21 protein-coding genes are annotated in these 23,098 nt (G+C 32.7%); 9 read left to right on the top strand and 12 right to left on the bottom strand.

The annotated features are described in order from the left end of the window. From B2U95_RS11025 to B2U95_RS11060, 8 genes are all read right to left on the bottom strand, one after another. Positions 1-1,259: TonB-dependent receptor plug domain-containing protein (locus B2U95_RS11025; protein WP_296316320.1), on the bottom strand; the 1,259-nt coding region annotated here is incomplete at its 3' end. A 395-nt stretch (positions 1,260-1,654) separates the two neighbouring features. Further along, positions 1,655-2,059: an alternative ribosome rescue aminoacyl-tRNA hydrolase ArfB gene (gene arfB / locus B2U95_RS11030; RefSeq protein ID WP_296316323.1), complete on the bottom strand. Its 405-nt coding sequence runs from the start codon at positions 2,057-2,059 to the stop codon at positions 1,655-1,657. A 2-nt stretch (positions 2,060-2,061) separates the two neighbouring features. Further along, a complete protein-coding gene (locus tag B2U95_RS11035; RefSeq protein ID WP_296316325.1) occupies positions 2,062-3,618 on the bottom strand; it encodes a DUF4301 family protein in 1,557 nt (518 codons plus the stop codon). Beyond that, positions 3,615-4,184 carry an ATP-binding protein gene (locus tag B2U95_RS11040; RefSeq protein WP_296316326.1) on the bottom strand — a complete coding sequence of 190 codons (570 nt, stop codon included), beginning with the start codon at positions 4,182-4,184 and terminating at the stop codon, positions 3,615-3,617. The genes B2U95_RS11035 and B2U95_RS11040 overlap by 4 nt, the downstream gene beginning before the upstream one ends. After that, positions 4,145-4,777 (bottom strand): nicotinamide riboside transporter PnuC, encoded by a 633-nt coding sequence (pnuC, locus tag B2U95_RS11045; RefSeq protein ID WP_296316329.1) that lies wholly within the window; start codon positions 4,775-4,777, stop codon positions 4,145-4,147. Before pnuC ends, B2U95_RS11040 begins: the two co-directional genes overlap by 40 nt. Beyond that, positions 4,761-5,021 (bottom strand): hypothetical protein, encoded by a 261-nt coding sequence (locus B2U95_RS11050; RefSeq protein WP_296316435.1) that lies wholly within the window; start codon positions 5,019-5,021, stop codon positions 4,761-4,763. The genes pnuC and B2U95_RS11050 overlap by 17 nt, the downstream gene beginning before the upstream one ends. A 79-nt stretch (positions 5,022-5,100) precedes the next feature. Further along, the gene (locus tag B2U95_RS11055) at positions 5,101-5,826 is read right to left on the bottom strand and encodes a geranylgeranylglyceryl/heptaprenylglyceryl phosphate synthase (RefSeq protein WP_296316331.1); all 726 of its coding nucleotides are present in this window, start codon (positions 5,824-5,826) and stop codon (positions 5,101-5,103) included. Then, entirely contained in the window at positions 5,826-6,452 is a 627-nt protein-coding gene (locus tag B2U95_RS11060) for a 4'-phosphopantetheinyl transferase family protein (protein ID WP_296316334.1), read from the bottom strand. Before B2U95_RS11060 ends, B2U95_RS11055 begins: the two co-directional genes overlap by 1 nt. A gap of 134 nt (positions 6,453-6,586) precedes the next feature. Here B2U95_RS11060 and ahcY point away from each other — a divergent pair, with 134 nt between their 5' ends. From ahcY to B2U95_RS11080, 4 genes are all read left to right on the top strand, one after another. After that, positions 6,587-7,903: an adenosylhomocysteinase gene (gene ahcY, locus B2U95_RS11065; RefSeq protein ID WP_296316337.1), complete on the top strand. Its 1,317-nt coding sequence runs from the start codon at positions 6,587-6,589 to the stop codon at positions 7,901-7,903. A 110-nt stretch (positions 7,904-8,013) separates the two neighbouring features. Then, positions 8,014-8,484 (top strand): DUF1569 domain-containing protein, encoded by a 471-nt coding sequence (locus B2U95_RS11070; RefSeq protein ID WP_296316340.1) that lies wholly within the window; start codon positions 8,014-8,016, stop codon positions 8,482-8,484. 87 nt (positions 8,485-8,571) lie between these two features. Further along, on the top strand, positions 8,572-9,714 hold the full coding sequence (locus tag B2U95_RS11075) for a methionine aminotransferase (RefSeq protein WP_296316342.1): 1,143 nt from the start codon (positions 8,572-8,574) through the stop codon (positions 9,712-9,714). 144 nt (positions 9,715-9,858) lie between these two features. Continuing rightward, positions 9,859-10,641 (top strand): amidohydrolase, encoded by a 783-nt coding sequence (locus B2U95_RS11080; RefSeq protein WP_296316345.1) that lies wholly within the window; start codon positions 9,859-9,861, stop codon positions 10,639-10,641. On the opposite strand, the gene B2U95_RS11085 is transcribed toward B2U95_RS11080, so the two are convergent. Then, positions 10,625-12,235 carry an Ig-like domain-containing protein gene (locus B2U95_RS11085; protein WP_296316348.1) on the bottom strand — a complete coding sequence of 537 codons (1,611 nt, stop codon included), beginning with the start codon at positions 12,233-12,235 and terminating at the stop codon, positions 10,625-10,627. The two genes, B2U95_RS11080 and B2U95_RS11085, sit on opposite strands and share 17 nt — an antisense overlap. A 65-nt stretch (positions 12,236-12,300) precedes the next feature. Continuing rightward, positions 12,301-12,870 carry a ComF family protein gene (locus B2U95_RS11090; RefSeq protein ID WP_339614022.1) on the bottom strand — a complete coding sequence of 190 codons (570 nt, stop codon included), beginning with the start codon at positions 12,868-12,870 and terminating at the stop codon, positions 12,301-12,303. Positions 12,871-13,047: 177 nt separating this feature from the next. On the opposite strand from B2U95_RS11090, the gene B2U95_RS11095 reads away from it, so the two are divergent. Continuing rightward, positions 13,048-13,932, top strand: coding sequence for a hypothetical protein (locus tag B2U95_RS11095; protein ID WP_296316353.1), 885 nt, complete (start codon positions 13,048-13,050; stop codon positions 13,930-13,932). Positions 13,933-13,995: 63 nt separating this feature from the next. Next, positions 13,996-15,537: a glycine--tRNA ligase gene (locus B2U95_RS11100; protein WP_296316356.1), complete on the top strand. Its 1,542-nt coding sequence runs from the start codon at positions 13,996-13,998 to the stop codon at positions 15,535-15,537. Positions 15,538-15,622: 85 nt separating this feature from the next. Here the strand turns inward: B2U95_RS11100 and B2U95_RS11105 are convergent, their stop codons facing one another. Next, positions 15,623-16,171: a hypothetical protein gene (locus B2U95_RS11105; RefSeq protein WP_296316357.1), complete on the bottom strand. Its 549-nt coding sequence runs from the start codon at positions 16,169-16,171 to the stop codon at positions 15,623-15,625. 95 nt (positions 16,172-16,266) lie between these two features. Beyond that, positions 16,267-19,692 (bottom strand): hypothetical protein, encoded by a 3,426-nt coding sequence (locus B2U95_RS11110; RefSeq protein ID WP_296316361.1) that lies wholly within the window; start codon positions 19,690-19,692, stop codon positions 16,267-16,269. 184 nt (positions 19,693-19,876) lie between these two features. Here B2U95_RS11110 and B2U95_RS11115 point away from each other — a divergent pair, with 184 nt between their 5' ends. The 3 genes from B2U95_RS11115 (at position 19,877) to B2U95_RS11125 (ending at position 22,856) form a co-directional block, all read left to right on the top strand. Beyond that, positions 19,877-20,638: an exodeoxyribonuclease III gene (locus B2U95_RS11115; protein ID WP_296316364.1), complete on the top strand. Its 762-nt coding sequence runs from the start codon at positions 19,877-19,879 to the stop codon at positions 20,636-20,638. A gap of 49 nt (positions 20,639-20,687) precedes the next feature. Further along, positions 20,688-21,647 (top strand): OmpA/MotB family protein, encoded by a 960-nt coding sequence (locus B2U95_RS11120; RefSeq protein ID WP_296316368.1) that lies wholly within the window; start codon positions 20,688-20,690, stop codon positions 21,645-21,647. 171 nt (positions 21,648-21,818) lie between these two features. Further along, positions 21,819-22,856, top strand: a complete 1,038-nt coding sequence (locus B2U95_RS11125) for an aldo/keto reductase (RefSeq protein WP_296316370.1) — start codon at positions 21,819-21,821, stop codon at positions 22,854-22,856. Positions 22,857-23,098: the final 242 nt, after the last annotated feature.

The raw sequence follows: 23,098 nt of genomic DNA on the forward strand, positions 1-23,098 counted from the left end.
TTTCCGTTACCTTCATAATAGCGGTCTCTAATATCACTTTGACTTGCAAATTCTGCCCAAATCACTTCACCAAAATGGTCACCATCGTAATGACTAAAAGAACCACCAAAAACCATGTCTATAGTATTATCCTTATAATTGGCACTGGCATTAAATACGTAAAAATCATTATCTAACCAACGACGACGTACTAAATCAGTTGTATTTACTGTTTCACCATTGACCGTTAATTCTTCAAAACCATAAGTAGAGAAATCATCATCTTCTCGAAACTGCTCAAAATAACCACGACCATAAGTGTAATTTAAACCTATATTCGTCGACCAGTTATTATTATAACGCTGATTCCAGTGTAATTGGTAGTGATCTTGATTGTAGTTATCTACTTCGTTATCGTAGAATTGTGTAACGCCATTATCATCTGTGTATTCTCCCGATGTGTTAAAAGTTCTATCCGCTGCTAATTGGTCGGCATTAATACCATACCAAGCTTGGTAAGTCACTTCGCTTCCACCAAAAGTAATCGCTTTAATCAACGTATTATCATCGACATAAGAGCCTTGAAGAAAATACGATTTTAAATCTGCCGAAGCGCGATCAATATAACCATCGGAGGAAATATTAGACAGACGACCAGCAATTTCGAAGTGGTCGTTCATAAGACCTGTACTGAATTTTACGGTATGCTTCCTGGTATTAAAACTACCAAATGAATTAGAGATCTCTCCTGAGGCCTCTTTAGAAACTGCATCTGTTAGTATATTAATACTCGCACCAAAAGCACCAGAACCATTGGTCGATGTCCCAACGCCACGTTGTAATTGTAGACTTTCTACAGACGAGGCAAAATCCCCTAAGTTAACCCAAAACGTTCCTAAGGATTCCGCATCATTAAACGGAATGCCATTAATGGTAAGGTTTGTAGATTGTGCACTGACACCACGTATTCTAATCCCAGTATAACCGATACCTGCACCAGCATCTGATGTCGTAACTACCGAAGGTAAAAAGTTAAGCAACATCGGAATGTCTTGCCCTAAATTACGCTTTGCCAATTCTTCTTTTGTAATGTTGCTGTGGGTGATTGGTGATTTAGCATCTACACGAACTGCCTTTACTAAAACCTCATCTAGCTTTTCAACTTTTGTTGAATCTTGCTTTTTGTCTTGTCCATAAACTGAACAAATACTAATAAAAAAAATCAATAGTGTTAATCTCTGCCTACTTGTTTTTGAGAGATTTTTGAATAAAATTTTCATACGACTATAGTATTATAATCGAATAAAAAGAGGTAATTATTCTTGGTTAATAATTAGTTTTAAAAATTTACATAATGATACCTTTCGACTACGCTCAAGGTGACAGCAACGTAAATTTTAAATAATAGCGATTATCGCTTTCCTAAACAGCATTACCTGTTCTAGGTTCAATGGGTATGATCTCAGCCGATATTAGGCACCCCTTTAATGAGAACAGCACAAATGTATAATAGATTTCTGGATTATGAATTATGATTTTTATATTTTACACAGAAATTTTATAAAAAGAAACTTAGTTTAAAAATCTATTTCTCGTAAAGCCGTAAAGCGTGTTTCTGTACAACTCATCAATTCTTAGACTTTACGAACCTTAAATGAGTTTGAAATTTTAGAATTTACTCCAAAGTTGGTGGCTTTCTTTTTGCTTTCTTTTCTGAATTTATTCGTTTATTATTTAAGCGTTTCCGCTTTACAGATCGTGGTATTTTAGTAGGACGCCTTTTTTTCTGTTCTTTTAGGCCTTCTCCTATTAGATTGATAAATCGCTGAGTGACTATAGCCTTGTTTCTAAACTGACTTCTACTTTCATCACAAGTTATTACGACAACTCCATCTTTATTTAATCTATTATTAAAGAATTCAGATAGTTTTTCTTTTTGAACGTCATCAAATACGTTTGAATCTTCAAGATTAAAATACAATTCTGCTTTAGACGATACTTTATTAACGTGCTGCCCTCCGCTTCCAGAGCTTCGAACGTATTTATAGGTCAATTCAGATTTAAGTAAATGTACATCCACAATTACATTATTTGGTGAGGTGCTTTAAGCAAATCATTAACTGTCTTAACAGGATTAAATGTTATGATTGGTACTTCTACAAAAATCGTATTCCAAAAGGCCATACTACCATTCCATAGTCCTGGTAACTCTAAAGCTTTTAAATCTTTACCTACTTTAGTTTTCATTGTAATAAATGCTGTCTTATGGTCTACGTAATTTTCTAAATCAAACTTTTCACCTTTATAATTTTTAACTCCGCAAACCAAATCTACAGGGTTAAAGTGTGTGGCATTTTTGAGAATATCCTTTTGTATTTTGTCCTTTAAATTTATTTGAGCAGATTCAACTATTTGAAGGGATTGATTCCAACTTTGATCTTTTACCCAAAATGGCCCTCCACCTGGTTCTCCTTCATTTTTAACCATACCACAAACACGGATTGGTCTATTAAGCTTTTCTCTTAAATATTCTTTTTTATACTTATCTGAATATTTTTCGAACTCCATTGAAATCTTTACACTCAATTCTCGTGTTAAAAATTCGCCGATCGTAGTGAGTTCATCTTCAGAAATATCATCCTTATCGAGTTCATTAAGAAAATAGAATGTTTTTTCCTGTAATTTTAAAAGCATACCAGCTAAAGCCTTCTTATACTTAGCAACTTCTTCTTTATATTGTTTTACAACAACGTTATCTATATTCTTAACAAAAATGATATCTGCATCTAAAGCATTTAAATTCTTTAATAATGCACCATGACCAGAAGGTCTAAATAATAATGACCCATCATCTTCTCTAAACGGTTTGTTCTTTAAAGTTACCGCAATTGTATCTGTAGATTCGTGCTGATAGGAAAATGAAATATCGAATGATACACCTGTATTTTTTTCTACACACTCCTCGATACGCTTAAATTCTTTGTCAAACTTGTCTTTAAAACGCTCAGAAATTGTAAAGTGTAATTTGGCATTATTATTATCCGAAGCGTATAATGCTGCTTCATACAAATGTTCTTCAAAGGCCGTTGAAGTACAATCATTTTTATATTCATGAAAGGGCAATAGTCCTTTCGGTGAATTTCCAAAATTTAGCTGATTTTCGTCTAACATAGTGCTAACAAAATGCCAAGCCTTAGCACTAACAGATAATTTTTCATACTCAATATCATTAGCTCTAAGAGCTTCAATAACTTTTTTATAAAATGGAAATTTTTCTAAACCAACCAAAAACAATGACATGTCTTTGAGTTTATTTTTATTAATATATGAATTTACAGATTCCTTCTTTGGTTTATAATCCTTTAAAAATTTAAATAAAAACTTAAACATTCGCGTTGCTGCACCAGAAGCCGGAACAAACTTTAACAGTTTTAGATTATCTTTATGTTTATCAAAATAAGACACTAAACCTTCAGTTAATGTATCATCCAAAGTTATGATACCATCTTTGACTGTAGCTGCTTCAGCGATATTTGAAAAAGGAATTCCTGTTTTAAATAGTGAGATTTGATACTCAACGGCTTTAACCGTTAATCCTTTAGATTCTATTTGTTTTATATCTTTTTTTGTAAAACTCATGTCTTCTTTTGTAATAAATTATCAATATGCTCAATAGCCAATTTAAGACGTTCTTGTTTATTACCTTTTAACAAAATATAAGGTTTTTTATAAGTTTCTAGTGCTGTTTCAAAAGCCTTAAACATACGTTCTCGTTCATGTGGCTTATCTCTTAAATCGTCAGCTTCCCATGGGGTGTCAATATAAGTTAAAAAATAAAGGTCGTAAGAATTTTCTAGAGCATATGCTTCTAAAATCGGGTCACATGTTCCTGAATAATAAGCTTCACTGTATATTTTAGTTTCAAGTAAGTCTGTGTCACAAATCAAAACTGAGTTTGTTTTTTTAGCCAACTTATTCTCTAAATCCATTTGTCCTTTTGCAATTGGGAGTAAATCTTTTGGCTCACATGTTTTTCGTTCATTATTCCATTTATCTTGCAGATATTCGCGTGCATATTCTCGCACCCAAACAGAATTGTAATGCCTAGCTAACTGCCGAGATAAGGTTGTCTTACCTGTAGATTCGGGTCCAAACAGAACTACTTTTATGCAGTTTGAGGGTTGTTGTTTAAGTGCTTCTTCCATGCTAAATAACCAAAAATGGCAATAAATGTAAATCCTAAATATTGAAAACTTGTGAATGTAAATCCTTTATACAAATATAACGGTACAGATATAATATCTCCAATAATCCAAAATATCCAATTTTCTATTTTACGCTTAGCCATGAGCCACATACCTACAAAAAAGATAGCTGTTGTAATGGTGTCTACATAAGCCACCCAATTTGTCCATTTATCAAAAGCATTATAGACAACAAAGACAAATAAAAGCGTCGCAAAAAATATAACTACACTTATCTTTTTCTCTTTTAAGTTGGTTCTAGATATTGGTGTGGCGTGTGTATCATCTAATTTACGCGTCCATATGTACCAGCCATAAACACTCATTATAAAATAATAGGCATTAATCATCATATCACCTAACAATTCCCATTTTAACAATAAATACACATAGATAACTGTACTTATCATCCCTGTTGGAAATACCAAAATTTTATTCTGTTTAGAAAACCAAACCGATAAGAAACCGAATATAACCGCAACGATTTCTAGAACAATATCTGCTGTTTGGTAGTCTGAATACTGCCCAAAGAGAAAATCAAAAATTTGGCTCATAATTGCTTCTGTCTGTCTTTACAATCTTCATTTGTAATACTGAAATATCTACAGCATCAAATGAACGTTTAATTTCTTGCGTTAAAAATGGCATTAATTTATCATAATCCCCATAAATCTGTGTGCTTAAAGGGTTTTCTAATACGGTAAAGTCTGAAGCCCTAAGCTGTTTAATAAAATTGATAACATGCTTTTCATAATCATCTAGCAATGGTGATAAAGTTAAATCTACTGATATGTTCATCTTAGTTGCCGCAAAAACGGTATTCTTTTTAATTAGTATTCTATTCATAAACTGCTGAGAAAAAATTCAGCATAACAATTCACTTACTCAAATTGTCAAAAAACGTTACATCCTGCTCAAAAGCTGTTCCAATAACCACTAAATCTGCTCCTGCCTTGTAAGCAGATTCTAGTTCGGTTTTACTTCTTATACCACCACCAACAATTAACGGAATTTCTAAACCTTGTTTTACTTTAGAAATAATTTCGGATTCTATAGGATGTGTTGCTCCACTTCCTGCTTCGAGATACATAAGTTTCATGCCTAGTAATTCACCTGCTTTTGAGGTGTCTATTATGTATTGAAGCTGATTTCTTTTTATTGGTTTAGTTTGGCTAACACGTTCCACAGACGTTTCCTTTCCATTTTCAATTAACATATAGCCTGTTGGAATCACTTCTAATTTTGAATCTTTTAATCTTGAAACAGCTTCGACATGTTTACCAATTAAATAGTCAGGATTTCGACCTGAAATTAATGAAAGGAACAAAATGCCATCTGCTTTATCTGTAATCTGAATAACATCTCCAGGGAATAAAATAACTGGTAAATCAGTATACTTTTTAATTTCAATAACTAAAGATTCAGTGCAGCCTTCGTCAACCTCACTACCTCCAACAAAAATATGCGTTGCAATGGATTGATTCACTTTAGGAATAAAACCTGAAACAGCTTGAAGCTTCATCTTATCTGGATCGATTAAAACTGCCAATAACTTTTTATTTTTTGCCAATGCAGAAACTATATTTTTATAAATGCTATTCATTACGGAACTACATAAGCACATGTAAACCCTTCAAACTCTAAAAAGGCGGTTTTGTATCTGTGTTTTCTGTCTTCACAATCTATCCACGCTACAGTTTCTTTATCTTTGAGCATAAACGGAATCACTAAAAAATGTTCTTTAAATAACATACCTGGCGTAGCAAATAATTTGTAAAGCGATTCTTTAATTCCCCAAATCACGGTTAATTTCCGAATGTAATCTTCAGCATTAGTATCTAAATACTCAAATTCGTACTCTACAAATTTCTTAGCTATAATTCCGATTTTATCACGTTGCATTTCAATATCAATACCAACATCTTTATCGCTAATAATGACTCCAGAAAATGTAAATGAATGTGTTATTGAAATATGCTTACCACCCTTTAAGTGTGGTTTTCCGTTTTCATCGTAAAATAAATCTTGGTCTGTGTAACCAAATTCTCTCAATAAATGACGGACACTTAAAAACCCGCGCTGATGTAACTCGCTTTTCATATCTAAAACACGCTCTAAACTTTCAGGTTTTAAATCTAAAGGTTTCAACAACACTGGGTAAGACTCTTCAATCTTCCAGATTTTAACAGTAGTTTGTGAGTTTACAATAATGGATTTATAGAGTGGCATTTAATATTCTGAATGTTATTGATTATCTTTGCGCTGCCTAAGGCATATAATGCATTTTGATTAGCGAATTTAACCATTTTAAGTGCTAAATCCCAAAGGTGTTTCATTTTATAAGAATTAAGAAAAATAAAAGTATGAGTACTAAAACCGTTACTTACGTACCTAATAAGGTAAAAGATATGTCGCTTGCGGCTTGGGGAAGAAAAGAAATTAATTTAGCTGAAGCAGAAATGCCAGGCTTAATGAGTTTACGTGAAGAGTATAAAAATGAGCAACCTCTTAAAGGAGCTCGTATTGCTGGTTGTTTACACATGACGATTCAGACTGCAGTTTTAATTGAAACGCTACAAGCACTTGGTGCTGAAGTAACTTGGAGTTCTTGTAACATCTTTTCTACTCAGGATCAGGCTGCAGCCGCAATTGCTGAAGCAGGAACTGCTGTTTATGCTTGGAAAGATATGACCGAAGAAGAATTTGACTGGTGTATTGAGCAAACCTTATTTTTCGGTGAAGACAGACAACCTCTAAACATGATTTTAGATGATGGTGGTGATTTAACTAATATGGTTTTAGACCGTTTCCCAGAATTATCTGAAGGTATTAAAGGATTGTCTGAAGAAACGACAACAGGAGTACACAGATTATACGAGCGTGTTAAAAATGGTACATTAACAATGCCGGCAATTAATGTTAACGACTCTGTAACTAAATCGAAATTTGATAACAAATACGGTTGTAAAGAATCTGCAGTCGATGCAATTCGTCGTGCAACAGATACAATGTTAGCTGGTAAACGAGTAACTGTTTGTGGTTATGGTGATGTTGGTAAAGGTACTGCTGCTTCTTTTAAAGGTGCAGGAAGTATTGTAACAGTAACTGAAATTGATCCTATTTGTGCTTTACAAGCTGCAATGGATGGTTTTGAAGTAAAAAAATTAGAAACTGTAATTGGTAATAGCGATATCGTAATTACTACAACAGGAAATAAAGATATTGTCAGAGCTGAGCATTTCGAAGCAATGAAAGACAAAGTTATTGTTGCTAATATTGGTCATTTTGATAACGAAATTCAAGTAGGTTGGTTAAACGAGAAACATGGTCATACAAAAGACACTATTAAGCCACAAGTAGATAAGTATACCATTGATGGTAAAGATATCATTCTTTTAGCTGAAGGCCGTTTAGTAAACTTAGGTTGTGCAACCGGTCACCCAAGTTTTGTTATGAGTAACTCTTTTACAAACCAAACTTTAGCACAGATTGAACTTTGGAAAAACAGTGCGGCATATAAAAATGACGTATATATGCTACCGAAAATATTAGATGAGAAAGTAGCAAAATTACACCTAGAAAAAATTGGTGTTGAACTTACAGAGCTCATAGATTACCAAGCAGATTATATTGGTGTAACAGTTGAAGGTCCTTATAAGCCTGAGCATTACAGGTACTAATAAATTCTTGCGAAGGCAAGAATCTATTAGTAGAAATTGAAAATATTAAATCCCAAGCACTTGTGTTTGGGATTTAATATTTTCAATTACCTTTCAATAAACAAATTTAAATGAAAGCCTCAAACATTACAGTTTTACAAAATTCACTAAACCAAATCGAAGATTACATTCAGCATAGTGAAGCTACAAATATTACTATTTCTAAAGTTAATGTTGCTTGGCATTTAGATCACAGTTTAAAAGTTTTTAATGCCGTTGTAAGCAACATGCAGAAATCTGACCCAAGTACTTATGAAAATAATTTTTCATTTATAGGTCGCATTATTTTCGCTCTAAAGTATATTCCACGTGGTAAAGCAAAAGCACCAAAACATGTAATGCCATCTGAGATTATTCTCGTAGAGGACATTAAAACACAATTAGCCGAAGCCAGACAACATATAAAAACAATACCAACGTTAGATAAAAATGCTTACTTTAAACATCCTATGTTTGGTAATGTCAACACATCTAGAGTTGTTCGTTTTTTGGATGCGCATACAACACATCATTTAAAAATTGTTAGGAGTATCTTGAAGTAGTTCTCGACACAAAACTCTAAAAAGAATTTCACTCGAACTGATAAATAGGTATAAGGAATTCTATCGAGAAGTCTTTATCTTTACATTATGCAACACCAATCTAAACTACCAAACGTCGGTACCACAATTTTCACAGTAATGAGTGCTTTAGCAAACGAGCACAAAGCGCTAAACTTATCTCAAGGCTTTCCTAATTATCCGAGTTCTCAAAAGCTAAATGATTTTGTGAGTAGAGCCATGAATAATGGTTACAACCAATACGCACCAATGGCTGGGAATTTAGATTTGCGACTAGCAATTTCTAATAAATATCAGTTATTGTATAAAAGCACCTATCATACTGAAAAAGAAATTACAGTGACTGCTGGTGCAACGCAAGCTATTTATACCATTATTTCAGCATTTATAAGACAAAATGACGAAGTCATAATCTTTAAACCTGCTTACGACTGCTATGAGCCTTCTGTTAAAGTAAATGGCGGAACCGTAATCCCTATTCAGTTATCTGCACCAGATTATAAAGTCGAATGGGAAGACGTTGCTTCAAAGATAACTCCTAAGACCAAAATGATTATCATTAATTCACCTCATAATCCTAGCGGAACAATTTGGTCTAAAGACGCTATGTTGCAACTTCAAAAAATAACTAAAGACACAAATATTATAGTGTTAAGTGATGAAGTTTATGAGCATATTGTGTTTGATGGAGAGCAACATCAAAGCGCGTGCTTATTTGAAGATTTAAAACAACGCAGTTTCATAACTGCTTCCTTTGGCAAAACATTTCATAACACAGGTTGGAAAATTGGCTATTGTTGTGCGCCAGAACATTTAATGTCTGAGTTTAGAAAAGTGCATCAGTTTAATGTCTTTTCGGTACATCATCCATCACAAAAAGGGATTGCCGATTATATGCAAGATGCTGAAACTTATCTGAGTTTAAATTCCTTCTTTCAACAAAAACGTGATTTATTTTTAAGCCTGATTTCAGAATCTCGATTTAAATTTAAACCATCGCAAGGCAGTTATTTTCAGGTTTTAGATTATACAGCTATTACAGATGAGTACGATGTCGATTTTGCAAAACGATTAACGAAAGAGTTTGGCATTGCCTCTATTCCACTTTCTGTTTTTAATAAAAAGGGGAAAGACGATAACGTCCTTAGATTTTGTTTTGCAAAGACTGATGAAACTTTAGTTAAAGCTGCAGAAATATTATGTAAAATTTAAGTTACTTTTTGCACATTTCTGTGTCAAATAATAGAACTAAAATTTATATAACATGAAATATTATATTGTTCTTTTATTCTTGAGTTTATCATTAACATCATTTGCTTAAAAAGTTGAAAAAGAAAAAACGTAAATTATAAACAAATGAGTAATTCCCTAACGGTTGCCTTAGTTCAAACACATTTAATTTGGGAAAACCCAATAGAAAACAGACGCTTATTAAACGATAAAATCAGTGCTATTTCTGTTGGTGTTGATCTTATTATTTTACCAGAAATGTTTACATCTGGCTTTACAATGAATGCTATTGCTGTTGCAGAAAGCATGAATGGCCCAACCTTAATTTGGCTAAAGAAGAAAGCAGCAGAAAAGCAAGCAGCAATAATCGGGAGTTTAGTTATTACAGAGGACGACAAATATTATAATCGCTTAGTTTGTGCAGAACCATCCGGTAAAATTACGCAATATGACAAACGCCATACCTTTACTTTAGTTGGTGAACATAAGGTATATACCGCAGGAACAAAAAAAGTAGTTTTTGATTATAAGGGCTGGAAAATTTGTCCGCTCATTTGTTACGACCTTCGTTTCCCTGTTTGGGCAAGAAACGTCGAAGATTACGACCTTTTACTTTATGTTGCCAATTGGCCAAAAGCACGCATTACTGCTTGGGATGTACTTTTAAAATCACGCGCTATAGAAAACATGAGTTATTGTATTGGCGTAAACAGAGTTGGTTTAGATGGTAACAATTACGAATATTCTGGACATTCGGCTGCTTATGATGTTTTAGGACACAGGATAGACACAATTACAGAAAATAAAGAAGCTACAGAAATTGTTGTTTTAGAAAAAGAATTTATAAAAAAGTACAGAGAGAAATTAAATTTTCTTAACGATAGAGATCTGTTTAATCTAGAAGAATAAACTCAACAATCTGATCAAAATTAGACCTTACTTCATCCATCTCTTTTGCATAACTAACCCGCTCTGGCTGTAGGCCAAGCAGATAATTACCAGTATCATATTTACCATTTGCATTAGCATCAAAAACAACTCTTAATCTGTATAGTTTTGGAACCACATCTGTAAAATCTACAATAGGTGATTCTGTTGCATACCGCTCGTAATCAACACCACCATTTTTATTAATTAACTGCACTAACATCGGAAATTTAGCATTTCGTATATTAACTCTAACATTACCATATTCAGACTTTCGCTTTGTTCTAAATCCAAAATTTAAAGTATCCTTATTTTCAGTATCATAAAAATCGGTGAATGCACCAGGGAAAATTTTAAATGTATACTGCTGTGATTCTTCTTTCTTAACAGGAAACTTATAACGATTTGAGATAGAATCATACTCAACTTTATAGGGTATTCGTAAAGTATCGCTATCGGTTAGTTTTATTTTAGACGTGTCAATTTTCTTTAAAGGAATATTTGCTTCTAGCGTAAAATCTTCATCAAAATTTATAGAGCCTGAAACCACTTTACTTAATACTAATGAATCTGGCTTTATCTTTCTGTAACGGTGTTTTAGTGTATCACTGTATGCTTTATTTGTAACAACAAACAGCGTTGAGTCTGCCTCTAAATTTGGCCTGTACCAATAATTTAAAGTGTCCTTATCTTGCACCTTTGTAATTCTAAAGTTATAATCTTCAGGTGTATCACCTAAGATCTTAATTCGCATATCTTTATAATCACCTTCATAAGGAAAGATAATTTTAGTTTCACTTTCTTGTTTTGGCTTTATAGCTTTAAAGTTTACGTCTTCGCTAAACATTTTTAAACTATATGTGGTGTCTTTAGGAACTGTTATAAAACCTTCATTAAAAGCAATTTTATCATTTTTCTGATTAAACAGATAATTACTATTTTTATCTTTTAGAGCCAATAATTTATAGGTTCCGGCTTTAATATTATCTATACTAAAGGTTGTAAGACTATCTAATGTATTCGTTATATACCTTGGCTTATCCTTATAAACAATAGAATCTGAATATGTAGAATCTACCTCATACAACATTACAGAAACAAAGGTGTCTGGGTTTTGTTTTAAGGCATCTACAACAATTCCTTTAACAGATAGTGAATCTATAGTAGTGCCTGTAGAAAATACATATCGGAAATAGGAAAATGGATTCTCCTCATTATTGTCAACTATACTTTGTCCAAAATTAAACGCGTAGGTTGTGTTGGCTTCTAAAGTATCTTTTATTCTTATGGAGACATATTTACTTGCACCACCAGCAGGATAAATAACTGGAGCCGTATCCATTGGAGGAGAGATAATAAGTTGCTTTCTTATATCTTTAATTTTAATGTACTCATTAAAAATAATAATTATTTCTTCACCCTGAAAATTTGTCGAAAAATTCTCTGGAGTAGATTTTTCTATAAAAGGAGGTTCAATATCAATTTCTCCTCCAGAAGGTGTACCACGATTTGCACAACCTACTAGCGCGATTATGAAAATAAAAATACTTAAAGTTCGTATTGGAGATAAACGCATTTACTAAAAAATAATTTAACACAAAGAAACAATATAATTAACTATACGCAAAGCAAACGTATAAATCAATCGGCTATTGCCATAGTAGCAAAACTTAACTTAATATTATTAATCTTTAATAATTCTGTGGCACAGTTTTCTGCAGTGGCACCTGTTGTAATAATATCATCAACTAATAAAATATGTTTGCCTTTTAAGGATTCATTTTCTGCAATACTAAATAATGCTCCATCGTCATTCCATCTTTTTAAACGCCCTTTAAACACTTGCGTCTTCGTTGCTTTGTCTTTTACTAAAACGGTATCTATATAATCTGCATTTATTGAGTCTGCAATTTCTTTTCCAAACTTAGCAACTTGATTATAACCGCGTTTGCGAAGTCTAGACTTATAAAGCGGAACAGGAATAACAACATCTATAGATTTATAAGCCTTTATAGTACTTAATTCTGCCCCTAGCCATTTGCCAAAAAATTCACCAATATGTTCATGGCCTCTATATTTTAAATTGTGAAGTAACTCTTGTACAATTCCTTTTTTAGAAAAATGCAATAATGCTGTTGCATGTTCTAATTTAACACGTCCGTAAACCACATTTTTGACTGCTTCAGAATCATCAAAATGAAAATTAGTCACAGGCAGCTGATGTCTACAAAATGTGCATAAAATCAGTTCATTGTCAATCAACATATTACTGCATGCTTCACAAATCTTGGGAAAGAATAGATTCAACAAATTTTTTACCATTTAATCGAATAAAATAAGTTTAAAGATAGATTACCTCTAATTTCGTTACAAATTAAGAAATTAATTATGATAGTTAACCCTCAATTATTTAACTATAGATTAATTATAAGTTCATTGTTAATTGTATTAACTGTTTTAGGAATTTTTAGTTTTACTAATTATAAGTCCATTAAATCCTATGAGGAATTCTTAAAACAAGAAAAGTTTTTGATAGAAAAAGAGCTATCAGAAATGTTAACCAGTTACGACGATCTAAGCGAAGATTATAATCTTATAGCATCAGATTTGCAATTAGCAAAGTTAGAAACTAAAACAGTTTTAGATTCTCTAAGATTATTAAATAGTGATTTATCAATTATCACCAAGTTTAAAGATCAACTTATAATTTTAAAATCTAAGAGTAAGATTCTTCTTAGCGCAATAGATTCTCTGAATTTGGCAAATGCTAAGCTGAAAAAAGAAAAACGCTATGCACTCAATACAATAGAAAAAAAATCTCTAGCCATTGGTGCTTTAGAAGAAACCAATGATAGCTTAAACAAAACTATTGATAATGCTTCAATTTTAAAAATAAGTGGTGTTACAGCAGAAGCTTTTAAGATTAATAACAATAAAAGAAAAGCAACAACGCGAGCTAGAAAAGCTAATGCAATTGATGTTTGTATCGCTTTAGCTGAAAATCCTTTAACCGAAAAAGGAGATAAAGAGCTTTATATTCAAATTGTAAGTCCTAATAATAATATCATTTCAGATAAAGGAGAAATTTTCTTCGGAAATAGCTCTCTCATTTATAGCAAGAAAGAAGTCGTAAATTTTGACAACAATAATCTTAATATTTGTATAACTGTTGCTACTTACAAGGATGATAGACCACTTGCTAAAGGGCGTTATTTTATCACCGTTTTTCATAAAAATAGAAAACTGGGTAGTACCAGCATAGAATTAAAATAAACCTTTCCGTATAATTTTTTAAAAACCGCCCTGTTAATCAGAGCGGTTTTTTATTTTTGCATCATGGCAAATGACGATAAATTTAAAAAGGTAATCTCTCACGCAAAGGAGTATGGTTACGTGTTTCAGAGTAGTGAAATCTATGATGGCTTAAGTGCTGTTTATGATTACGCACAAAATGGAGCTGAACTAAAGAAAAACATACGTGACTATTGGTGGAAAGCCATGGTACAAATGCACGAAAATATTGTGGGTATAGATACTGCAATTTTTATGCATCCAACAACATGGAAAGCTTCTGGGCACGTAGATGCATTTAGCGATCCTTTAATTGATAATAAGGATTCTAAAAAGCGCTACAGAGCAGATGTTTTAGTCGAAGACTATTGCTTAAAAATTGAAGGTAAAATAAATAAAGAAGTTGCTAAAGCACAAAAACGCTTTGGTGACAGCTTTAATAAAGCCGAATTTGTTTCTACCAACGGACGCGTCCTTGGTTACCAAGAGAAAATAGACACTATTTTGAAGCGTTTAGGTCAATCTTTAGAAAAAGAAGATTTAGCTGATGTTAAAGCTTTAATTGAAGAACTTGAAATTGCAGACCCTTTAACAGGAAGTCGTAATTGGACAGACGTGAAGCAATTTAACCTTATGTTTGGCACTAAACTAGGTGCTTCTGCAGAATCTGCAATGGATTTATATTTAAGACCAGAAACAGCACAAGGTATATTCGTAAATTTCTTAAACGTTCAAAAGACTGGACGTATGAAGATTCCTTTTGGTATTGCGCAAACTGGTAAAGCGTTTAGAAATGAGATTGTCGCTAGACAATTTATTTTTAGAATGCGTGAGTTTGAACAAATGGAAATGCAATTTTTCATTAAACCAGGCACACAGAAAGAATGGTTTGAGTATTGGAAAGAGGCACGAATGAAATGGCACAATTCTCTAGGCTTAGGTAAAGACAATTACCGTTTTCACGATCATGAAAAATTAGCACATTATGCAGATGCTGCAACAGATATTGAGTTTAATTTCCCATTCGGGTTTAAAGAATTAGAAGGGATTCACTCGCGTACAGATTTCGATCTTAAGCAACATCAGGAATTTTCTGGTAAAAAACTACAGTATTTTGATCATGAAGAGAATGCTAGCTATACCCCTTATGTTTTAGAAACATCGATTGGTTTAGACCGTATGTTTTTGGCTGTATTCTCGAATTCTTTAGTTGAAGAAGAATTAGAAAACAATACAACACGCACCGTTTTAAAATTACCAGCTGTTTTAGCACCAACCAAAGCAGCCGTATTCCCACTTGTTAAAAAAGATGGTTTACCAGAAGTTGCAAAAGAAATTATAGAAGACTTAAAATGGGATTTTAATGTCTTTTATGACGAAAAAGATGCTGTTGGAAAACGCTACAGAAGACAAGATGCTAACGGTACTCCATTTTGCATTACCGTAGATCATGAAACATTAGAAAATAATACTGTTACCATTAGGCATAGAGACACAATGGAACAAAAACGTGTTAAAATTGAAGATTTAAAAGCAATTATTAAGGCTGAAGTTGATGTAAAGCATTGGTTAATGCGCATGCAATAATCAAATCTCTGAGCAATCAGAAATATTAGTAATAACAAAACGCCCAAACATTAAGTTTGGGCGTTTTGTTATTTAAAAAGCTGATTTAGAATCTATAACCTATATAGAAATCGCCTTTTATTATTACGTCAGAGTCCGCATTTCCTAATAAATTTCGACCAGCCCCAAATTTAATCTCAAAAACAAAACCAGAAGTATTTATCCATTTTTTACCTAATGAAAGACCAACTGATATATCAAAAACGTCTTCGTTATTATCTTCTCCAAAAAAAGAGTCTTCAATGTTAAAATCACTAGTGAAAAATGAGGTAAAACCCTCTACGAAAAAGCCTTTTGCGCCATAATCTTCATTTGTTTGAAAATACATTCTGTAGTATGGTGTTAAAGAGTATTTTTCAAACCAATCATTTCCAGAATCAAAATTAACTAAGACATAAGCACCAAACCCTTGGTTGCTGTCTAAAATATATTCATACGAGCCTTCAAAAATTCCGCCAGATAGAAGCTTAACAGCTCCAAGTCTTACCTCATGCTTTCTATCAAATATCCCTTTGGTTTCTTCATCGTTATCCTCTTGTGCATTGATAACAAATGTTATATTTAAAAGTATAACGGCTAAAATTAATTTTTTCATATTGGTTTTTTCTGATTGATTAATAGTTTCTACAAATAATTATAACATGTAGATGTAATATAAACCAAAAGGTTGCGTAAGAATTAACATAATTTTTAAAAATAAGCTTTCAACTGAACCGTCCCTGTATGAATGGTTTTAGAGGTTTCTGTCTTTCTTCCAAAATAATTGAGATTTAGATCTAAAAATTTTGTTAATTTTTTTTGTGCCAACAAACTCCAAGTAAAGTTTTTTCCTGGTTGTAAACCTTCTAAAATCTGAAAAGCCACAGGACTATTTGTGTCACCTTCAAACTGATTCTGAAAAAAGTTGAATTCGCCTGTCAATGCAATTTTTTGTGCTTTGTTATACGTAAAAGATATACCATAATTACTCTGTGACAACGACTCTAAACTTGCTATAGTATTATCCTTTGTCGTATATTGATAAAAGACATCAAACTGCGCATTTTCATTAAAAATATAAGACAGTTTAGGTAGAAACCTCACCTCGTCAATATTATAGTTACGGTTGGTGAAATTTTCACTAATACTTTCGTCATTCCCAAAACTTATTAACGCATTAGCTAACCAATTTGTAGCAAATTTATGATTAAAATTAAATTGATGACTTCTTAATTTATTTTCCTGAAAACCAATAGATAATAGGTTACGACTTGTGTTGGTTAAAAACGTATATGATGTTGTATACCGTTGCTTCCCTCTATTATAAAACAAAACATTTCGTACGCTATTGTTTAAGGCTAACTGATTTTCTTCATCATCTTTAAATGGGTTTAAGTTAAAATTATTGCCTTCGCGTCTTATTTTTCTATCAATTAAATATGAAGATTGATTATAAAAATGAGAGAAAAACTTTTTAGTCTTATTTTTAGAAGTGCTCCATTGTTGTGGATTAAAAGTTAACGTTTGACTCAAACGATTCTGATGCGTTCTCACAAAAACCTGATTAGGCAATAAGACGCGTATATAACTTCCTTGATCTGCAAACTGAGCTATTTCAAACTCATTAAGCTCTTGTATACCGTTTTCGTTATAATCTATCCATGTATATGTGCCTTGACCTGCTTCGACTTCTACGTAAGTAAAATCTTGTTGTGGCAAGGTCCCAGAATTAGTTTCAAAACTTGTATTCCAAATAATAAGATTATTGAATAGTTTCTGATTATAATTTAAACGGCTATTTAAACTTTGCTCGTTTTGAGTTGTTTCATCTTCGGCTTTTAAATCTCTGTAATTCACAAATAATTGCAGGTTTGTGCCTTTATTTTGGACCAATCGCGATTTTAAATAATAGGTATTAGAACTGTTAACGCGTTCTATCCGATTACTACGTAAACTATCATTAAAACGTTTTATATAACCGACTTCTGCAAATACTTTTGTACTATCGCCAATACCAACAAAAGCTTCATAAGCTATAAATTTTTGACTTAACAGTGTTAAAGAATCTGTAGCAATAACAACTTGCTCGTTATCTTCTATAGCAAATTTAGTACCTGCCCATTTATTACCTTTTCCATAAACTACCCGATTAAAAGATCTTAAGAATTTAGAACGGTTTATAGTACTTTCACTATTTAAAAAACTAGAATTTGAAAACACACTAAAATCACCTAGGCGTAAATTCGCTGTAATATTATGTCTGTTTCCATTAAAGTTTTCAGCATAATCTAAATATTCGAAATTATAAGAAGCGGTTCCTTTTTTTGAATGTGATAATTGCAAGCCAGAAGTCAATAATAGTTGATTTCCAAAGTTTAAATTCCCTTGATTGTTTTCTGTGTTATCTAAGTTCCAATCTCTATTAAATTCTGCTCGATATAAACGCTGAATAGTTCTAAAATCTTTTTGGATAAAATCAGTATCTAACAATGCGGATAAATTCCAAAGGCTATCAGATTTTATTAATTTTTGATTAATTCTTAGTTTACCAGCAAAGCCATCGTTATCATCATCATCTATGGCTGAAAATAAATTAGCATCATTTTTACTACCAGCCAACTCAAAAAATACATCTGTTTTGTCACTAGGTCTGTAAGTTCCGTTAAGCACGGCAACCTGTAAACGTTCTGGCGCAACCAATTGCACCAAAGGTTCGTAATCACCTTGAGGGATACCAGCGATTGGTGCTATATATTCAAAAATATTATTAATAGCGTTTGTATTACTAAGTATATAGTTTCCTTGGTTAACTCCAACTAGCGTGAATCTAACACTAAACAATTCATCATCAGGATTGCTTGAAAATACAAAGATTTCTTCAGCACCAATAAACTCTTTTCTGTATAATATTCTGTTTTCAGAAAACGACTCTAACGTTGCTGATGGAGCCACCATTAAACTTAAATCATCACCAGCATCTGCTAAAATCTGCGTTTGCTCAGTAGATAAATTTTGTTGTAAAGGTTGGTTTTTTGCATCACTCTCAGAGTATATAGAAACGTTTAAACTTAGTTTTTCAGTACTATAATTTGCACCACCAAATACTGTGAATCGTGAATAATTACGTTCGCTAAATTGATAATCTACTGTAATTCGCATTTCGGAAGTAATAGGAAATGTTGAATTAAAAATGATCTCACCAGCATTATAATCTATAATATAATCTCGGTTCTCACCGCGCTCTAAAGGCACGCCATTTACGTAAACCGTTTCACTGCCCGAAACAACAAGTACAAACAATTCGTTATTTGGACCGATTAATTTATAAGGCCCTTGGTTTCCTTCTTGTGCTGTAAACTGTGTTGTTGTAAACTGTCCTCTCACTAAAGCACCAGAGGCAAAAACTGTAGTTTCATCGCTCAAATTAGCATTAACTAACAAGCCTTGTACTCGTTTGGTGAAATTTGCGAAGTAGCTTTTGGTATTAACTAAATCTATATCTCCTGCTCTAATATTCCAACTGTCGCTAAACAACTCAATAAATACTTGATCAAATTCGTCTAATCGTTGCGAGTAACCACTTTCTTGCAAAGGGATATTGGCGTCTTGTATTGAGGCTCTTAATGAAACTTTATCGCTCAACTTACCAGAAATCTGTAAATCTAATTCACTATTTAAAACCGAGTTTTGATTATTACCAATTGTAACTCCTCTAGATATACTTCCAGATGTTGTTAACCCATCAAAGGGTGTAAATGCATTTTGTTTATTAGAATTCTCTAATCTATATAATTGCTGACCTCTAAGAGCATTTTCAACTATCACTCTATCATCTAACTGTTTGTATATTTTGGTGAAAAATTCTGGATATCGTAAATATTCAATATCTACAGAATCAATTTCTATTGAGTTTTTAAATCTCAAAATGGCTGTCTTAAAATCTATGCTGTAAAGACTAGAATCTAGGACTTTATTCATTTTAGTTTTAACGATAAACTTAGAAGGATTTATACTTACCGAGTCAATCTGTATGGAGTCTTTAACAGCTATACGCTTCTTTCTAGAGTTACTAGAGTTTTCTTGGGAAAACCCAAAAAAAGAACTTATAATTAAAAGAAAAAATAAAGCGTGTTTCATGTGTTAATACTTACTGTTTTTAAATTGTCACATGCTGTTCGCTATTAAACATATTTAGACAGCTCGATTCATGTAGAATAATAACTTCTTAAAGCAAGAAATATTTTATCGTTAAAAGCAGTATAAAATTATAGTGTAAAAGTACAGTATTATTTAATTTAGCTAATAATTAGAAATCAACACTATGAAAATTATTTCTTACAACGTTAACGGTATTAGAGCAGCCATAAACAAGGGCTTTATCGCGTGGTTAAAAGCTACAGACCCAGACGTTATTTGTCTTCAAGAAATTAAGGCTATGGAAGAGCAACTAGATCTAAATTTATTTAACGAAGCTGGTTATCATTACAACTATTGGTTTAGTGCTCAAAAAAAAGGCTATAGCGGAGTTGCTATTTTGTGTAAAACAAAACCAAATCATATAGAATTCGGTACAGGAATTGAATCTATGGACTTCGAAGGTAGAAATATTAGAGTAGATTATGATGCTATTTCTGTAATGAGCATGTATTTGCCATCTGGTACCAATAGTGCTAGATTAGAGCACAAATTTGAATACATGGACTTAATTCACGAGTATTTAAATAATCTACAGAAAGAAAAGCCGAATTTGGTCGTTGTTGGTGATTATAACATCTGTCATGAAGCCATAGATATCCATAACCCAAAAATGAAAGGTGTTTCAGGGTTTTTACCTGAAGAACGTGAGTGGTTAAGCAACTTTATAGATAGCGGTTTTATAGATAGTTTTAGACACTTACATCCAGAACGTCAAGAATATTCCTGGTGGAGTTATAGAGCAAATTCTAGAGCAAATAACAAAGGTTGGCGTTTAGATTATGCCATGGTAAGCCAACCATTACAAGAAAAACTAAAACGGAGCGTTATACTCACTGAAGCTGTACATAGCGATCATTGTCCGATTTTAGTAGAACTCGATGTTTAGTTGCAATAGGCAATCAAAGCAATAATAATAGTATATAATTAAATTAATTATGATAAAAAAAATTTCCTTATTAGTACTCACACTTTCGCTTTTAACCTCGTGTGTCTCAAAAAAAATATACACAGATCTAGAGGGTAAATATGCCAATCTAAAAAAAGAGAATCGTGGTTTATCAGATGATGTTGCATCCCTTTCTAAAGACAATACGAAGCTGAATAATGATTTAGATAAGTTGCAAACTTCATATGACAAAGCAGTAAGGGACGTATCTCAATTAAGTACTAACTATAATGCGGTAAAAACCAATCTCGATAACCTGAGAGCATCTTACAAAGCATTAGAAGAAAACAGTTCTGCTTCAATTGCTGCGAATTCTAAGAAAAATAGAGAACTTTTAGCACAACTTGAAGCAAAAGAACAAGCTTTAACAGCAGAAAATAAGCGCTTAGGAGAATTAAGAGATGAACTTGATAACCGTTCTAAACGTGTTGCCGAATTAGAAAATGTTATTGCAGCTAAAGACGCTAATATGCGAGCATTAAAAGATGCTATTTCTAAAGCATTAACCAATTTTGAAGGCAAAGGTCTAACGGTTGAACAACGTAATGGCAAGGTTTACATTTCTATGGAAAATAAACTTTTATTTCAGTCTGGGAGTTGGTCTGTTGGATCAGAAGGTCGTAAAGCCGTTCAGCAATTAGGTAGCGTATTAGCGGAAAATCCTGAAATTGCAATTCTTATTGAAGGTCATACTGACAATGTTCCCTATAAAGGTAATGCGCAACTCAGCGGAAATTGGGACTTGTCTACCAAACGTTCTACTGCTATTGTAAATATTCTTAGAGAAAATAGTGCTATAAATCCTGAAAATTTAACTGCTGCAGGTCGTGGTGAGTTTGCACCAATAGGATCTAATGACACCTCAGAAGGAAAAGCAAAAAATAGACGTATTGAAGTTATTTTAACACCTAAATTAGATGAGATTTCTAAATTATTAAATGAAATTTAAGAAACTTAAGACGACTGAGGAATCTGAACATACTTTTAGACCTTACAGGTTTTAGAAACCTGTGAGGTCTTCTTACTTTTACATATTAATTATTATCACTTCGAGCATTATCGAGAAGTCTTAAACATTTGTTTAACCATAAAAGAGATTCCTGCCTTCGCAGGCAATGTTATGAAATACACTACACTACCACACACCGATATAAAAGTTAGTAAAATATGCCTTGGCACCATGACTTGGGGAAACCAAAACACGCAAGACGAAGGTTTTGCTCAGATGGATTTAGCATTAGACAAAGGGGTTAACTTTTTTGATGTTGCAGAATTATATCCTGTACCTGCAACTGCCGAAACTTATGCAGAGACAGAGCGTATTATTGGCAATTGGTTTACTAAAACTGGTCATAGAGACAAGGTCGTTTTAGCAACAAAAATTGCTGGTCCTGGTGATTATACAGCACATATTAGAACTACTGGTTTTAGTAAAGAAGCACTACACGAAGCGGTAAACCATAGTCTTAAACGACTACAAACCGATTATATAGATTTATACCAGCTACATTGGCCAGAACGCCAAACAAATACGTTTGGAGTACGAGATTATAAGCATAACCCAAATGATAAATGGGACGATAATTTTAATGAAGTACTCCACAACTTAGATACTATTGTAAAATCTGGCAAAATAAGACAGATTGGTATTTCTAATGAAAAAGCTTGGGGAACCATGCGTTATTTAGAAGAATCTAGAGTTCACAATTTACCAAGAGCTTTAACCATACAAAATGCATATTCATTATTAAACCGAGTTTTTGAAGGTGATATGGCAGAAGTTGCCATAAGAGAAAACATAGGTTTACTTGCCTATTCGCCCATGGCATTTGGTGTGTTGTCTGGTAAATATATAAAAGGAACTGCAGCAGATAATGCACGACTAAAATTATTCCCAAGATTTGCAAGATATAGTGGCGAACAAGCCACGGAAGCGACAAAACGTTATCTTAAAATTGCAGAAGACAATGACATGACTTTAGCACAGATGTCTTTGGCCTTTGTAACAGACCGCCCTTTTATGACGAGTAATATTATTGGTGCTACAAGTTTAAAGCAGTTAGAAGAAAATATTGATAGTGTTAATATTACATTATCAGATGATGTACTGAAAGGTATAGATGCTGTGCATGCTGAGATTCCTAATCCTGCGCCTTAATACATTAGCATACTTAGCTTTTAACAATAACTTATTTGAATTTCCTTAATTAATAATTACGGGAAAACCGTAATATAAAACTGTATCTAGTCCAAACTTTAACACTCTATCATTTTTGTAATGGAATTTAAATTTATAATTTTAAACATTCCCTCCTAAGAATACTTAATAGCGATTTAACTAATACTATTGATTAAACCGTTATATAAATTATGAAAAACAAATTTTTAATTGCACTCCTA

Source organism: Winogradskyella sp. UBA3174, from assembly GCF_002364335.1.
Classification (GTDB): domain Bacteria; phylum Bacteroidota; class Bacteroidia; order Flavobacteriales; family Flavobacteriaceae; genus Winogradskyella.

Bases quoted from the DNA above. Each gene is read 5' to 3' on its own strand.
- B2U95_RS11110 (WP_296316361.1), bottom strand. From the start codon at position 19,692: ATGAAACACGCTTTATTTTTTCTTTTAATTATAAGTTCTTTTTTTGGG.
- B2U95_RS11120 (WP_296316368.1), top strand. From the start codon at position 20,688: ATGATAAAAAAAATTTCCTTATTAGTACTCACACTTTCGCTTTTAACC.
- pnuC (WP_296316329.1), bottom strand. From the start codon at position 4,777: ATGAGCCAAATTTTTGATTTTCTCTTTGGGCAGTATTCAGACTACCAA.
- B2U95_RS11075 (WP_296316342.1), top strand. From the start codon at position 8,572: ATGCAACACCAATCTAAACTACCAAACGTCGGTACCACAATTTTCACA.
- B2U95_RS11070 (WP_296316340.1), top strand. From the start codon at position 8,014: ATGAAAGCCTCAAACATTACAGTTTTACAAAATTCACTAAACCAAATC.
- B2U95_RS11095 (WP_296316353.1), top strand. From the start codon at position 13,048: ATGATAGTTAACCCTCAATTATTTAACTATAGATTAATTATAAGTTCA.
- B2U95_RS11115 (WP_296316364.1), top strand. From the start codon at position 19,877: ATGAAAATTATTTCTTACAACGTTAACGGTATTAGAGCAGCCATAAAC.
- B2U95_RS11055 (WP_296316331.1), bottom strand. From the start codon at position 5,826: ATGAATAGCATTTATAAAAATATAGTTTCTGCATTGGCAAAAAATAAA.
- B2U95_RS11105 (WP_296316357.1), bottom strand. From the start codon at position 16,171: ATGAAAAAATTAATTTTAGCCGTTATACTTTTAAATATAACATTTGTT.
- B2U95_RS11125 (WP_296316370.1), top strand. From the start codon at position 21,819: ATGAAATACACTACACTACCACACACCGATATAAAAGTTAGTAAAATA.
- ahcY (WP_296316337.1), top strand. From the start codon at position 6,587: ATGAGTACTAAAACCGTTACTTACGTACCTAATAAGGTAAAAGATATG.
- B2U95_RS11050 (WP_296316435.1), bottom strand. From the start codon at position 5,021: ATGAACATATCAGTAGATTTAACTTTATCACCATTGCTAGATGATTAT.
- B2U95_RS11085 (WP_296316348.1), bottom strand. From the start codon at position 12,235: ATGCGTTTATCTCCAATACGAACTTTAAGTATTTTTATTTTCATAATC.
- B2U95_RS11080 (WP_296316345.1), top strand. From the start codon at position 9,859: ATGAGTAATTCCCTAACGGTTGCCTTAGTTCAAACACATTTAATTTGG.
- B2U95_RS11100 (WP_296316356.1), top strand. From the start codon at position 13,996: ATGGCAAATGACGATAAATTTAAAAAGGTAATCTCTCACGCAAAGGAG.
- B2U95_RS11060 (WP_296316334.1), bottom strand. From the start codon at position 6,452: ATGCCACTCTATAAATCCATTATTGTAAACTCACAAACTACTGTTAAA.
- B2U95_RS11035 (WP_296316325.1), bottom strand. From the start codon at position 3,618: ATGAGTTTTACAAAAAAAGATATAAAACAAATAGAATCTAAAGGATTA.
- B2U95_RS11040 (WP_296316326.1), bottom strand. From the start codon at position 4,184: ATGGAAGAAGCACTTAAACAACAACCCTCAAACTGCATAAAAGTAGTT.